The sequence below is a fragment of the Coleofasciculus sp. F4-SAH-05 genome (assembly GCF_040222985.1).
In the GTDB taxonomy this organism is placed as follows: domain Bacteria; phylum Cyanobacteriota; class Cyanobacteriia; order Cyanobacteriales; family Coleofasciculaceae; genus Coleofasciculus; species Coleofasciculus chthonoplastes.
The window spans coordinates 45,859-60,406 of sequence record NZ_JAVKBY010000037.1 but is presented as its reverse complement, the minus strand read 5'-3'; the positions used below and the strand labels follow the sequence as shown (position 1 = coordinate 60,406).

At 45.4% G+C, this 14,548-nt stretch carries 9 protein-coding genes and 2 pseudogenes; 10 read left to right on the top strand and 1 reads right to left on the bottom strand.

Annotated elements, in window-relative coordinates:
* The first annotated feature begins 42 nt into the window (after positions 1–42).
* The 5 genes and pseudogenes from cysS (at position 43) to RIG27_RS03995 (ending at position 5,667) form a co-directional block, all read left to right on the top strand.
* The gene (gene cysS / locus RIG27_RS04015; RefSeq protein ID WP_446342650.1) at positions 43–1,491 is read left to right on the top strand and encodes a cysteine--tRNA ligase; all 1,449 of its coding nucleotides are present in this window, start codon (positions 43–45) and stop codon (positions 1,489–1,491) included.
* A 68-nt stretch (positions 1,492–1,559) separates the two neighbouring features.
* Positions 1,560–1,904, top strand: a pseudogene (locus RIG27_RS04010) (PQQ-dependent sugar dehydrogenase); the annotation flags it as partial.
* A 324-nt stretch (positions 1,905–2,228) separates the two neighbouring features.
* Complete coding sequence (locus RIG27_RS04005) at positions 2,229–3,593, top strand: mechanosensitive ion channel family protein (RefSeq protein ID WP_446342648.1); 1,365 nt, start codon at positions 2,229–2,231, stop codon at positions 3,591–3,593.
* A 218-nt stretch (positions 3,594–3,811) separates the two neighbouring features.
* Positions 3,812–4,183: a group I truncated hemoglobin gene (locus tag RIG27_RS04000; protein ID WP_446342646.1), complete on the top strand. Its 372-nt coding sequence runs from the start codon at positions 3,812–3,814 to the stop codon at positions 4,181–4,183.
* A gap of 140 nt (positions 4,184–4,323) precedes the next feature.
* The gene (locus tag RIG27_RS03995; RefSeq protein WP_446342644.1) at positions 4,324–5,667 is read left to right on the top strand and encodes a site-specific DNA-methyltransferase; all 1,344 of its coding nucleotides are present in this window, start codon (positions 4,324–4,326) and stop codon (positions 5,665–5,667) included.
* On the opposite strand, the gene RIG27_RS03990 is transcribed toward RIG27_RS03995, so the two are convergent.
* Positions 5,655–5,816 carry an Eco29kI family restriction endonuclease gene (locus tag RIG27_RS03990; RefSeq protein WP_446342716.1) on the bottom strand — a complete coding sequence of 54 codons (162 nt, stop codon included), beginning with the start codon at positions 5,814–5,816 and terminating at the stop codon, positions 5,655–5,657. The genes RIG27_RS03995 and RIG27_RS03990 overlap by 13 nt on opposite strands.
* A gap of 147 nt (positions 5,817–5,963) precedes the next feature.
* Here RIG27_RS03990 and RIG27_RS03985 point away from each other — a divergent pair.
* The 5 genes and pseudogenes from RIG27_RS03985 to RIG27_RS03965 all read left to right on the top strand — a co-directional run.
* Positions 5,964–6,059: pseudogene (locus RIG27_RS03985) on the top strand (CRISPR-associated endonuclease Cas2); the annotation flags it as partial.
* A 172-nt stretch (positions 6,060–6,231) separates the two neighbouring features.
* Positions 6,232–9,300 (top strand): L-glutamate gamma-semialdehyde dehydrogenase, encoded by a 3,069-nt coding sequence (gene pruA, locus RIG27_RS03980; protein WP_446342714.1) that lies wholly within the window; start codon positions 6,232–6,234, stop codon positions 9,298–9,300.
* Positions 9,301–9,304: 4 nt separating this feature from the next.
* The gene (locus RIG27_RS03975) at positions 9,305–9,970 is read left to right on the top strand and encodes a methyltransferase family protein (RefSeq protein WP_446342642.1); all 666 of its coding nucleotides are present in this window, start codon (positions 9,305–9,307) and stop codon (positions 9,968–9,970) included.
* 218 nt (positions 9,971–10,188) lie between these two features.
* Positions 10,189–13,032 carry an ATP-binding protein gene (locus tag RIG27_RS03970; RefSeq protein ID WP_446342640.1) on the top strand — a complete coding sequence of 948 codons (2,844 nt, stop codon included), beginning with the start codon at positions 10,189–10,191 and terminating at the stop codon, positions 13,030–13,032.
* Between the two features lie 39 nt (positions 13,033–13,071).
* Positions 13,072–14,523: a hybrid sensor histidine kinase/response regulator gene (locus tag RIG27_RS03965; RefSeq protein WP_446342638.1), complete on the top strand. Its 1,452-nt coding sequence runs from the start codon at positions 13,072–13,074 to the stop codon at positions 14,521–14,523.
* Positions 14,524–14,548: the final 25 nt, after the last annotated feature.

Here is a 14,548-nt window from a genome sequence, read left to right as displayed (position 1 = left end):
TATTGCGTATCTGCTCACAACTGAGTTTACTGTTCTTTTGCCATGACCCTAACCCTGTACAATACTCTCACCCGTCACAAAGAACCGTTTTCCCCGATAGAGACTGATAAGGTGCGGATGTATTGCTGCGGCATCACCGCTTATGACTATTGCCATTTGGGTCATGCTAGAACCTGCATCATCTGGGATACTGCCCGTCGTTATCTACAATGGCGCGGCTATGATGTGAACTACGTGCAGAATTTTACCGATATTGACGATAAAATCCTTAATCGGGCGCGACAAGAGGGGACATCGATGGAAGCTGTCTCTGAACGCTTCATTCAGGCGTATTTTGAGGATATGGCGCGGCTGAATGTGAATGATGCGGATGCTTATCCCCGGGCGACGCATTGTCTGGATGGGATTAAGCGGCTCATTTCTGATTTAGAACAAAAAAATTACGCCTACCCCGCCGCCGGAGATGTTTATTATGCCGTGCGTCGTTTTGGTGAGTATGGCAAGTTGTCTGGACGCAAGTTAGATGAGTTGCAAGCCGGGGCTAGTGGGCGAGTTGAGGTAGAGGATTCAGAGGCGGCAAAGAAAAAAGACGCTTTTGATTTTGCCCTGTGGAAGGGTTCTAAGCCCGGAGAACCTGCCTGGGAATCGCCTTGGGGGGCGGGACGCCCTGGCTGGCATATTGAGTGTTCGGCGATGATTCGGGACAATTTGGGGGACACGGTGGATATTCATGCGGGGGGATCGGATTTGGTGTTTCCCCACCACGAGAATGAAATTGCCCAATCAGAAGCGGTGACGGGTCAACCCTTGGCGCGTTACTGGTTACATACAGGGATGGTGATTGTGAATGGGGAGAAGATGTCGAAATCCCTGGGGAATTTTATCACGATTCGGGATTTACTCGATCGCACCACTGATCCGATGGCGGTACGGCTGTTTGTCTTGCAAGCACAGTATCGTAAACCCTTAGATTTTACCGATGATGCGTTGGCAGCGGCGACGAATGGGTGGCATACCCTGAAGGAGGGATTGCTGTTTGGCGTTCAGTATGGTGAACAACTGGGGTGGCAAGACTCAGATAAACGGCAAACTTCTGTTTTAGAACGGTTTCAAGCCGCCGTTGATGATGATTTCAATTTTGCTGAAGGGTTAGCCGTATTATTTGAACTGGCAAAAGAGTTGGGGCGTGAGGGGAATATTTTAGTACATGAAGGGAAAACCCGGACATCGTCCCAGGAATTAGAAGCACAATGGCATACCTTAGTAGAATTGGCGCAGGTGTTTGGACTTGAGGCGCAAGCAGAGGACATTAGTCAGGAATCGACGAGTGGGTTAAGTGACGCAGAAATTGAAGCACTGATTCAGCAACGTACCGAGGCGCGGAAACGGAAGGATTTTGAGATGAGCGATCGCATTCGGGATGAACTCAAAGCCCAAGGGATTACGCTGATTGATCAACCCGGTGGTGTCACTCGTTGGCATCGCAATTGAATGCGGGATCTGTACGGCTAATCCTCCCTTGGAGGGACGGATTTGCTTAATGGTTTTGAAACAATGGTTGTCAAGATCAAGAAGGGATGATACCTCCTTCTCTGAGTTGGGAGGAAGCCGTACCTCCAGGTGGAGCCGCCATTTATACGGGGGATACGATTCCAGAGTGGCGGGGTAGTCTGTTAATGGGTGTCTTGGGTGCGTCTCATCTGCATCGCGTTACCTTTGAGCCACAGTCTCCCTATCAGGTTCAGAGTCATGAAGTGTATTTTCAAAATGAGTTGGGTCGGCTTAGGGAAGTGATTATGGGACCCGATGGTGAGCTTTATGTTACCACGAGCAACTGCGATGGACGCGGGAATTGCCCCCCTGACAAAGATAAAATTCTTCGCATCACCAGTGGCAATCCTTAGACACAGCCATGTTGAACAGCTTTGAGGAGGCGATTGAAATCGCTGCTACACAAACAAAGTCCGCCTGCGCGGACTGGGTTATAATACCCAATCCGCCTTTGTCACCCCCTTTATCCTTTGGCGGCTATTCTCCACACCCCACACCCCACACCCCACACCCCACACCCCACACCCCACACCCCATTGAACACCCATAAAGGGGGTAGCGTTCCCCGGATTTGGTATTGTTTTCAATTACCTGTCTGTAGCTAGAAGTCAAACGAGGGATGGGTAATTTACTCTGTTTTGGCTAAATCTGTTCAAAACGCTGAAAACTGACCATTCATGAAAATCCTACTTAACGGTTCACGTCGATTCACCCTTGTCGTCTTTGCTACTGGATTTCTTTTCTTGGCTAGTCCTCACCGGAGTGTTGCTCAAGATGAGATGGTTCCTATTCCCGCTGATGCGAATTCATCCCTTGGTAATACCGATAGTGAAGTCTATTTTGCCGATATTTTGGTTAGAGGTAGACCTGTATTCCAAGTGGGTAGCCTTGCAGATCTGGGCGCAAGAGAACGGGCAAAAATTATTAATCGGCGGGTTAACAGTCTTTTGGCACAATCAGAAACTTTAGGACAGGTAACTGTTAAACCGGATGACCCTCGCCAAGTGGCAACCTTGCGATTGAATAATCGAGTATTAATGACGGTTACTCAACAAGATGCCCAAGATTTTGGTTTGTCTGTGGAAGCCTTAGCCGAAAGATGGGCAGAACAGCTGAATCAAGCAATTAAAAAACCGCCCTTGGCGATTGATGTGGGACAGCGTCTCTATGGAACAGTACGACAACTTTTACGGGATACGGTGACAAATCTCCCCTCTTTATTAGGGGCGCTGGTTATGGTTGGGATTACCTGGGGAATAGCGAAAACAGTGCAGTTTATTGGCTTTAGTTGGGCGCAACGGACGGAAGGCGATCGCAGTACGGAAATTCTGATTGGACGTTTGGGTTATGGTGGCGTCTGGGTACTGGGTTCAGTTGTTGCTTTAGGGGTTTTAGGACTAAATTTTGGCGCATTATTAGGGGCATTAGGACTCACCAGTGTGGCGATTGGTTTCAGTCTCAAAGATGTCTTGAGTAATTATATCTCTGGGGTGATTTTACTCGCGGCTCGACCTTTTGGTATTAATGATCAGGTGGTGATTAGTGATTATGAAGGTACGATTACGCATATTGACCTCAGAGCAACCACGATGAGAACCTATGATGGGCGGTTAGTTTATATTCCGAATCAAGAAGTATTTTCTGCCAGTATTATTAATAATACGGCTTCACCGCGCCGTCGTAGTTCGGTGATGGTTGGTATTGACTACGATGCTGATATTACTCATGCCAAACAAGTGATTCAAACGGCTCTTGCCTCACTTGCAGGATTAGAAAAAGAGCCGCCTCCGGAAATTTTGGTAATGGAATTAGCGGCGAGTACGGTGAATCTGGAAGTGCGGTTTTGGGTGGATTCGCGACGATTAGGGTTTTTGACGATGACATCTCAAGTCAGTCAACGTATAAAAGAAGCACTGCAACAGGCAAATATCGAAATGCCCACTGATATCTATACATTAATGTTCCGCAATTCTCCTCTATCAACGGATACAATGGGTAATTCTCAGTCTCACCAACCACCTTGGGTTAAAACCCAAAGCTAAGAACTCAAGTTAGCTTTAGCTGACGGGATATTGATTTCAGTCCATAGTGGTAATTTTTTATTGTTTTAAAATAAAACAATAGCCTATAAAATTTAATTTTTTTAATCCAACTTACGGCAGATACGTCACTCCGCGATCGCTGTACCCTAGAGAGATGTAAAGTAATTCAACCCCAAGATAAAATATCAGGTGTAAATTGCTAAGTTTTAGAAATGGATATGCATACACCACCAACCCTCACCTTATACGAGAAGCTAGGCGGACAGCCAGTTGTTGCTCAAATTGTGGATGATTTTTACAAGCGTGTGTTAGCAGATGATACCGTTAATCACTTTTTTGCTAACACTGATATGGAAAAGCAACGGCGTCATCAAACCGCTTTTGTTTCCCATGCGTTGGGAGGTTCTAATCAATATAGCGGACGCTCCATGGAAAAAGCCCACGCTGGATTAGACTTACAACCGGAACACTTTGAATCAATTGCCAGTCACTTGGGTGAATCACTGGCTGAGTATGGACTTACACAAGAGGAAATCACCAGCGTGCTTGAGCGTGTCTCAACATTGAGAGAGGCTGTTTTGTACAAGTAAGAATCCTTGAATATGGCTGAATTTAAGAAGTTAACTAAGATAGCTTAAAGGTAACATCTTAAAATAGGGAACTTGCACCGTAAATTGATTGGCTTTACACTAACATCACGACATCAAAATTAGCCAAGCTGATCAATCGAATGCAACTGTCACTTTTTCCAGAGACTCAAACCTCGAACGCCAAAGATAAATCGGTGTTCAGTGATCCGAGTTTTGCCAGCAACAAGCTTTTACCCGTACATCGGTGGATACCTTGGATTGCTGGCTTTTCCAGTTCTTTTGTGCGCGGCGTGGTAGAAACTAAGCTTCCTCAACCGGGAACGGTTCTTGATCCCTTTGCGGGTGTGGGTACAACCCTCGTTGAATCAGCATTAATCGGACATAATGGTGTTGGTTTTGAGATTAATCCCTACGCGGCTTTTGCTTGTCGAGTTAAAGTCAATGCATATAAACTTAATCCAGAAGATATTCAAAGAGAGATAGGGCGATTCCAAACGTTTTATGACTATAGCGTGACGAGTGGATATTTGCCGATGAGTCAGCCACCATCGGGATTCCGAACCCGCCAAGCATTCTATAGTCCGACTGTGTTAAGAAAAGTCCTGATTGTTCAGGATTTTATTGATTCTGTGGATGATGAGAAGATTCAAGAGATGTTTAGATTGGCGTTTGCGTCAACGATGGTTCATTACTCGAATTATTCCTATGAACCTAGTTTAGGAACCAGACGTGCAGCAGGTAAAAAGAATATTGCGGATTTTGCCGTTTTTGAATTAATCACGGAAAAGCTTAATCAAATTGCTTTGGATGTTAAATGGCTTTCTAAAAATTTGCCCCGTCATTCATTCCAAAACAAGATTATCAACGCATCATTTTTTGATTGCCCACAGTATCTTAAACCGAATTCAGTTGATCTTGCAGTTACATCACCCCCTTATCTAAATAATTACCATTACATTCGCAACACCCGCCCCCATCTCTATTGGCTAGGGTTTGTCAACAAGCCTGATGACACTAAGATTTTGGAACAGCAAAATTTTGGCAAATATTGGCAAACTGTGAGAGTTCAAGATCAGGTGAACTTAAATTTTCCCAATCCACCAGCCGAACTTATTGACAAAATCGAGTATCTGCGTACAGTTAATACACAGCGAGGTATCTATGGTGGCAATGGATGGGCTAACTATGCCGCCTCTTATTTTAATGATTGTTATCATTTTGTTCAGGGACTTCGATACGTTCTCAAGCCGAGTGCTTCAGCATTTGTGGTGATTGGAAATAGTATTTTGCAAGGAGTCATGTTCCCCACCGATGTTTATTTAGGTAAAATTGCTAAACAGTCGGGTCTTGAGTTTGTCAGTATAAACACGCCACGAGATACTCGCGTGGGAAATAGTATTATTCAGTCAAATGTGCGGGTTACCAAAGCGGATAATGCTTGTCGATTATACGAATCGGTGGTTGAATTGCGTCAGCCAAAATAGTTTTGAATCTTTTCGATTAGTTGATCACGATTAGGACGTTGACCCTGCCATTTTCTTTCCCAACTTCGACCTGGGTGCAAGGTGTCCCATTCAGCCAGGAGTTGTCCATAACGGTTAATCCCTGGATCATGATTTCCAAAGCCATCGATAACACTATTCCATAGGGGTCGATATTGACGAATGATGGATTGGATTTGTCGATTTTATGGGCGCACGCCATGCGCCCCTACGGTTTCTTGTAATGAGTTGAGTACAATTACTTTAAGCTTTGGTTCTCAGCTTAAGTGGTGGGTATGGGGTGGTGGATGGAGTATAGTGTGTTTGAGTGCAGTTTGAGTGATAGTTGGTAGACTAAGTTGCGATCGCGTCTAAGCAAGGTGATTAAGCCAGACTAGGATAGCATTCGCTTTTACTTCCTCTGTTGCTGTTGTCAAGGGAAGGTTGAGCGCATGGACATGATATGAATCCCGATTAGGCGACAAACCTGCACGATTGGCTCTAGCCGGATATAATAAAGAGTTCGAGATAAATGCTTTAGCCCAGAATCTAGGAGTCTACCCGCCCGTGGTTGTACAAGTCGCCAACAGCATCTACGAAACCCAAACCATCGAAATTGCCAAACAGCTTCTCGACGCCACTCGGCAAAAACGCTCCTTTTTTGCCCAAATGCGTGACAATATGCGCTGGGATGATAAACTCCTAGCTTGGGCAATGAGTAATCCGGGTTTGCGGGTGCAGCTTTTTCGCTTCATTGATGCCTTACCCGCCCTCCAGAGTAAGACTGAGATTGCCCGTCATTTGCAAGACTATTTAGGGGATGAATCCGTAGAACTTCCCACTGCCCTGAAAAATTTACTCAACTTTGCTAATCCTGACTCGATGCCGGGACAATTAGCGGCGTCAACGGTATCCACGGCGGTGGAAACCTTAGCGAATAAGTATATCGCTGGGGCAACGATTAAGCAGGTAATTAAAACAATTGAACGCCTGCGGAAAGATAAGATGGCATTTACCCTAGATTTACTGGGGGAAGCCGTGATTACGGAAGCCGACGCCCAGTCGTATCTGGAACGCTATCTGGATTTGATGGAACAGTTGACTCAGGAAGGGAAAAATTGGTCAACGATGCCGCCAATTGACCAAGCCGATGGGGAAGAATTACCACGAGTTCAAGTTTCTGTCAAGTTAACCGCATTCTATTCCCAATTTGACCCCCTAGATCCAGAGGGTAGCAAAAAACAGGTGTGCGATCGCATCCGGATTCTGTTACGTCGTGCTAAGGAATTGGGGGCGGCGGTTCACTTTGATATGGAACAGTATGTCTATAAGGACATGACTCTGGGCATTCTCAAAGAATTGTTGATGGAAAACGAATTCCGCGATCGCACGGATTTAGGTATCACCCTGCAAGCCTATCTGCGAGACGCTAAAGGGGATTTAAACGATATTATCACCTGGGCAAAACAACGGGGCAATCCCCTCACCGTGCGTTTAGTTAAAGGGGCATATTGGGATCAGGAAACGATTAAATCCTTACAAAACCATTGGCAACAACCGGTTTATAACCAAAAAAGCGCCACCGATGCCAATTTTGAGGAAATGACTCAGCTATTGCTAGAAAATCACCAGTATCTCTATGCTGCCATCGGATCACATAACGTGCGATCGCAAGCCAAAGCCATCGCCATTGCAGAACAGTTAAATATCCCCCGTCGCCACTTCGAGATGCAAGTTCTCTATGGAATGGGAGATCAACTGGCAAAAGCCTTAGTACAACGGGGACATCGGGTGCGGGTTTATGCACCTTACGGGGAACTCTTACCCGGAATGGCATATCTGATTCGCCGCTTACTAGAAAATACCGCCAATAGTTCCTTCCTGCGTCAAAGTTTAGAAGAACGCCCCGTTGACGAATTAATCGCACCCCCGGTTGTGGATGAGGAACCTGTAGAGACGCGCCATGGCGCGTCTGGAAACCAAGCTGTAGGGGCGGGTTTTACAGATAACGTTACAGCGAAAACCGATAACTTGACTAAACCCGCCCCATCCCCCATCCCCCATCCCCCATTCGCCAACGCCCCGGATACCGATTACGCCCAAGCCGAAGCCAGGGAAAAAGCCCAAACCGCCCTGCAAACCGTGCGCCAACAATTGGGTAAAACCTACTATCCCTTAATCAACGGCGACTATCAACCCACCACCGAAACCGTTGATTCCGTTAATCCTGCCAATCCCAGTGAAATTATTGGTAAAGTCGGATTACTCTCCATCGACCAAGCCGAAACTGCCTTAAACGCCGCCAAAGCCGCCTTTCCCGGATGGCGTCGCACCCCGGTTAAACAACGGGCGGATATTCTGCGTCAAGCAGCGGAATTAATGGAAGGGCGTCGGGAAGAACTTTCCGCCTGGATATGCTTAGAAGTCGGCAAAGCCTTACGGGAAGCCGATGGAGAAGTCTCCGAAGCCATCGACTTTTGCCGTTACTATGCGGATGAAATGGAACGGCTAGAAGGTGGGTATATCTATGATGTGGCTGGGGAAACTAATCGCTATGTCTACCAACCCAGAGGAATTGCGGTGGTTATTTCGCCCTGGAATTTCCCCTTGGCAATTGCCACAGGAATGACGGTAGCCGCATTAGTCACGGGAAATTGTACCTTACTTAAACCCGCCGAAACCTCATCCGTGATTGCAGCGAAACTGGCAGAAATTTTAGTCGCAGCGGGAATTCCCCCCGGTGTGTTTCAATATGTTCCCGGTAAGGGTTCCCTTGTGGGGGCGTATATGGTGAAGCATCCCGATACTCATTTAATCGCCTTCACTGGTTCCCAAGAGGTGGGATGTCGGATTTACGCCGATGCTGCGATAGTTCAACCGAGTCAAAATCACCTGAAACGGGTGATTGCCGAGATGGGGGGAAAGAATGCGATTATTGTCGATGAGAGTGCGGATTTAGATCAAGCCGTGGCGGGGGTGGTGAAGTCGGCATTTGGGTATAGTGGTCAAAAATGTTCCGCCTGTTCACGGGTAATCGTGCTCGACCCTATCTATGATACCGTTGTCGAACGATTAATCGAAGCCACGCGATCGCTCAATATTGGTGCGGCGGAATTACCCAGTACCCAAGTTGGTCCAGTGATTGATGCTACTGCCAGAAATCGGATTCAGGACTATATTGAAAAAGGGCGGCAAGAGGCAGAAATTGCGGTGGAATGTGAAGTCCCCGAAACGGGTTATTTTGTGAGTCCCACGATTTTTACCAACGTTTCACCGGATGCCAAAATTGCCCAAGCGGAAATCTTTGGTCCTGTGGTAGCGGTGATTCGGGTTAAAGATTTTCCAGACGCCCTGGCTGTGGCAAATGGGACAAATTATGCGCTGACGGGAGGATTATATTCTCGCACACCGTCCCATATTGATCAGGCATCTACCGAGTTTGAAGTTGGCAATCTCTATATTAACCGCACGATTACCGGGGCGATTGTTTCGCGCCAACCCTTTGGTGGGTTTAAACTATCAGGGGTAGGTTCTAAAGCGGGGGGACCCGATTATTTACTCCAATTTTTAGAACCGCGCACGATTACGGAAAATATTCAGCGTCAGGGGTTTGCCCCAATTGAAGGAGTTGATTAAACGGATGAAAATCAAGCATTTCATTGATCTGCATAAAGGACTAACGTTTCCGGTGATATTAGCCTTGATGGTGGCGTATCAAAATTTCACCATCGGTTCTTGGGTTTATCTCGCCCTGCATAGTATGTATGGGTATATGTGGATACTCAAAAGCCGCATCTATCCCGATAAACAGTGGGAGCAAGACATCTCTTTGGGAAGGGGTTTATTTCTTTTTGGGGTTCTATTGCTCTACTGGGTTGCTCCGTTTATCTTGATTAGTAGTGGCTCAGAACCGACTCCTCCCCTGATTGCTGCGGCGATTGCGATTAACCTCATGGGTGTCTTTCTCCATTACAGCAGTGATGCTCAAAAGTATTATACGCTCAAGTATCATTCTGGACTGATTACCGAAGGATTTTTTGCCCGGTGTCGGAATACTAACTATCTGGGAGAAATCTTAATCTATGGAGCTTTTGCTCTGTTAACTCAGCACTGGTTACCGTTTTTAATTTTAGCCGGGTTTATTGCGGGTATTTTTATTCCCAATATGCTGAAAAAAGACCAGTCACTCTCCCGTTATCCGGAATTTGCTGACTATAAAGCTCGTTCGGGGTTGCTATTCCCTAAACTGTTTGTCCCAAAATATTCTGAGACTAATAATTCAGATATTGCTCAGAACGTCAGTTAGTTTTTATCATCAACAGAGAAAAACCGAACCAATAGGCAACAGGTAATTCGAGAACATTTCTTGTCAATTTTGTAAGAGTTAATCAAGTCGATCCCCGATTTATGTAAAAAGTCGGAGATTGGGTAAAAGGATCACCAAATTTTGAATACATTTCTTAATAGATTAGGGTAGCATCTGAGTCGTCAATCCACTCATTACTCGTAGACTAACACTAACGGATGTTACCCAGTTTTTTGCCAAAACCCTCGTTCAAAATGCCCCTGCGCCTAGTCCTTGTCATTCCTTTCCTACTACAAATTACGGCGGCGGTAGGATTAACAGGCTGGCTTTCCTTACGCAATGGGGAACAAGCGGTTAATGAACTTGCCAGTGATTTACGTCAAGAAATCGCTGCCCGGATTCAACAGAAACTCGACAGTTATTTGCAGATACCCCATGCATTCAATCAACTAAATGCCAATGAGACTTGTCTGACGCAGCTAGAATTAGGGAGTTTAATCAATTGTGAGAAAACGTTCTGGCATCAGATGCAAGTTTTTCCGGTTAGCGCTACAGCAATTGGTACAGAAGATGGTAAATATTTGGAAGTGATGCGGCAAAAACAGGGGGAATTTCAAATTCATGAATCAGTTAATTATACTAAAAATATTTATCAGACGAATCAGCAAGGAAATCGGATCAAGGTATTAGAAACTTCTGCCTACGATGATCACCGAACTCGACCTTGGTATGAAGAGGCTGTAGAAGCAGGTGAAGCAACCTGGAGTGAGGTTTTTCGCTATGAACATGAAGACACATTAGCGATCGCGGCGAGTATGCCCCTGTACCGTGAGGATGATACGTTGCTGGGCGTAACCAGTACGATTTTGTCTCTGTCTCATATTAGAGACTTCCTGAAAACTTTGAAAATTAGCGAATTTGGACAGACGTTTATTTTAGAACCGAAGGGGAAAGGAATATTAGTTGCCACATCGATGAGTGAAGATACAGTGGTATCCAATAATCATACTAAATCAGAACGGAATGACTCGATTACCAGTGATAACCCCTTGATTAAGGCGACGGCGGACTTTTTGGTGGGAAAGTTTGGCAGCTTTGAGAATATCCAAGGGGAATATCAGTTAGATTTTACGTTAGATAAGAAGAAGCAATTTGTCCAAGTTCTCTCCTTTCAAGACAATAAAGGACTCAATTGGTTAATTGTTGTCGTGGTGCCCGAAGAGGAATTTATGGCACGTATCCACGCCAACACGCGCACAACCATTCGGCTATGTGTAGCGGCGTTGATTCTTGCCACCCTTTTGGGATTCTTGACCTCACGTTGGATTAGTCAACCCATTTTACGATTGAGTATGGCATCTTGTGCGATCGCGAGTGGGGAACTTGATCAACGAGTCAAAGTCGAAGGGATTTATGAACTGCGGATTTTATCTAAATCCTTTAACCAAATGGCGCAGCAGTTGCAGGAATCCTTTACCGCCTTGGAAGATGCCAAAGCTGAACTGGAATTGCGGGTAGAACAACGTACAGCGGAATTGAAAACAGCAAAAGAAGACGCGGATACGGCGAATAAAGCCAAGAGTGAGTTTCTGGCAAATATGAGTCATGAACTGCGAACGCCACTGAATGGGGTGTTAGGCTATGCCCAAATTCTGCAACGATCAAAAACGATGAGCGATCGCGAATTGGATGGGGTGCGGATTATCCATCAGTGCGGTTCTCATTTGCTGATGTTGATTAATGATATTCTCGATTTAGCGAAAATTGAAGCCCGGAAGATGGAACTCCATGGCAGCGATATTCATTTTCCCTCATTCCTGCGTGGCGTTATCGAAATTTGCCGGATTCGGGCGGATGCAAAAGGCATTTCCTTTATCTATCAACCGACTTCATCCCTTCCTGCTGGTATCCACGTAGACGAAAAGCGACTGCGACAAGTTCTGATTAATCTCCTCAGCAATGCGATTAAATTTACCGATGCTGGCGGCGTTACCTTTAGAGTCGGCTATGCGGATACTCAACCCCTTCAACGTATCGGGGTAATGAATGGGTATAGCACAGAAGGAGTATCTCGTCAACCCAAAACATCAACCCCTCCCGATCACCGAATCCGCTTTCAAATCGAAGATACCGGCGTAGGGATGAGTCCCCAACAATTGCAACGCATCTTTTTACCCTTTGAACAAGTGAGCGATCGCAAACGTCAGGCGGAAGGAACTGGACTAGGTTTAGCGATTAGCACCAAGATTGTACAACTCATGGGCAGTACCATTCAAGTCCACAGTAAAATCGGGAAAGGGAGTGTATTTACCGTGGATTTAGACTTAAGAGAAGCCAAAGAATGGATACAAACGACTCCCGCCTTTACTCAAGGTAGAATTATTGGTTATCAGGGCAAACCCCGAACCATTCTCATTGTCGATGATCGCTGGGAAAACCGTTCAGTCATCGTCAATTTGCTCGAACCCTTAGGATTTGATGTCATTGAGGCGAATAATGGTCGAGAAGGATTAGATATCGCCATGACAGCCTCACCGGATCTGATCATTAGTGACTTGATCATGCCGATTATGGACGGCTTTGAGATGATGCGACACATTCGCCAGTCCAAAACCCTGAAAAATATGCTAATCGTAGTATCGTCAGCCAGTGTTTTTGAGATGGATCGGCATCACAGTTTGGCAGCCGGGGGTAATGATTTTCTGCCCAAACCCGTTCAAATTGATGAGCTACTCCAGACATTACAACAACATTTGGGACTGACCTGGATTTATGAACCCGCATCAGGGAATGGTAGTCAGTCGGCGGCGGTTAAGGTAACACCATACGAGCCACAAAAACCGGGCAAACCCGAAGCGATTATTTTTCCGGAAGAGGAGTTAGACATTCTCTGGGATTTAGCCATGAAAGGTCGGATTAAACTTCTCCTCGAAAAAATTGATAGTATCGAGAGTTCTGATCATAAGTTCGCCCCATTTTCTCAATATATACGCCAGCTCGCTAAAGGCTTTCAATTAAAAAAAATACGAGATTTTATTGAAAAAAATCGGTGCATTCACTAAACGCCATTAACCTATCGCTAACACCTAGAAATTATCGCCATGCTTAAGTCTAAATCTACTACATTGAACCGGATCGAACAACGCAACAAGGCAATGATAGACAAGTTAAATAAAACGATTATTCTAATTATTGACGATAGTCCCAACAATCTAGAAATACTCTCAGAAACCCTGACTAGCGCTGGATTTGAAATTGCCGTTGCTCTTGATGGAGAAACCGCGCTTGAGCAAATTGCCTATGATCCACCGACCTTAGTTTTGTTAGATGTGATGATGCCAGGAATTGACGGATTTGAAACATGCCGACGCCTAAAAGCTAATCCTGACACTCACGAGATTCCGATCATTTTTATGACGGCTTTGACCGATACCATTGATAAAGTTAAGGGGTTAAATTTAGGCGCTGTAGACTATATCACCAAACCCTTTCAGCAGGAAGAGGTATTAGCACGAGTGAAGGTGCATTTGAAACTGCGAACCTTAACCAAAACCCTAGAAGAACAGAATACCCGATTAGTTGAGGAAGTTGAACAACGGGGTAAAGCAGAAGCCGCCTTACAAACATTGACCCAGGAACTCGAACAACGGGTGGAAGAACGGACTAATCAACTTGCCCAAGCCCTCAACAATTGGCAACAAGCCCAAGCCATGCTAGTTCAAAGTGAAAAAATGTCCAGTCTGGGACAAATGTTAGCCGGGGTTGCCCATGAAATTAATAATCCCATTACTTCGATTCATGGCAATTTAAGCTGTGCCAGCGAATATAGCCGAGACTTACTCAAACTCCTGCAAATCTATGCTCAACATTATCCGAATCCAGTTCCCGAAATTCAAGACAAATCTCAAAAAATTGACAAGGATTTTCTGGTAAAAGATTTACCCAAAACCTTTAAGTCGATGGAATTAGGCATCGAACGCATCTGTCAAATCATTAAAAGCTTGCGGAATATATCTCGCCTCGACGCGGGCGAAATGATGATGGTTGATTTGCACGAGGGGTTAGATAGTACGCTGGTTCTCTTGCAACATCGGATCAAACCCTCCGGGAAACATTTAGGCATTCAAGTGATTAAAGAATATGGTAAGTTACCGCCCATTGAATGCTATCCTGGACGCCTGAGCCAAGTGTTTATGAATATTCTGGCGAATGCAATTGATGCCTTAGAAGAAGCCGAATTTAGAAAGCAAAATTCAGAGAAAATGTCAGAAAGTAATACAACCCCCGCGCTTCCCACCATCTGGATTCGTACCAGAGGGATTGATAAACAGCGAGTAGAAATCCGTATTTCTGATAATGGTCCTGGTATCCCTGAAGAGATACAAGAAAAGCTATTCCAAGCCTTTTTCACGACCAAACCCTTTGGCAAGGGAACGGGGTTAGGATTATCGATTAGTCATGAAATTGTCGTGGACAAACACGGCGGACAGTTATGTTGTGTGTCTCACCCTGGAGAAGGGGCTGAGTTTATCGTTGAACTTCCGATTGGTTAATGAAGGGAAGATGAGGAAGATAGGG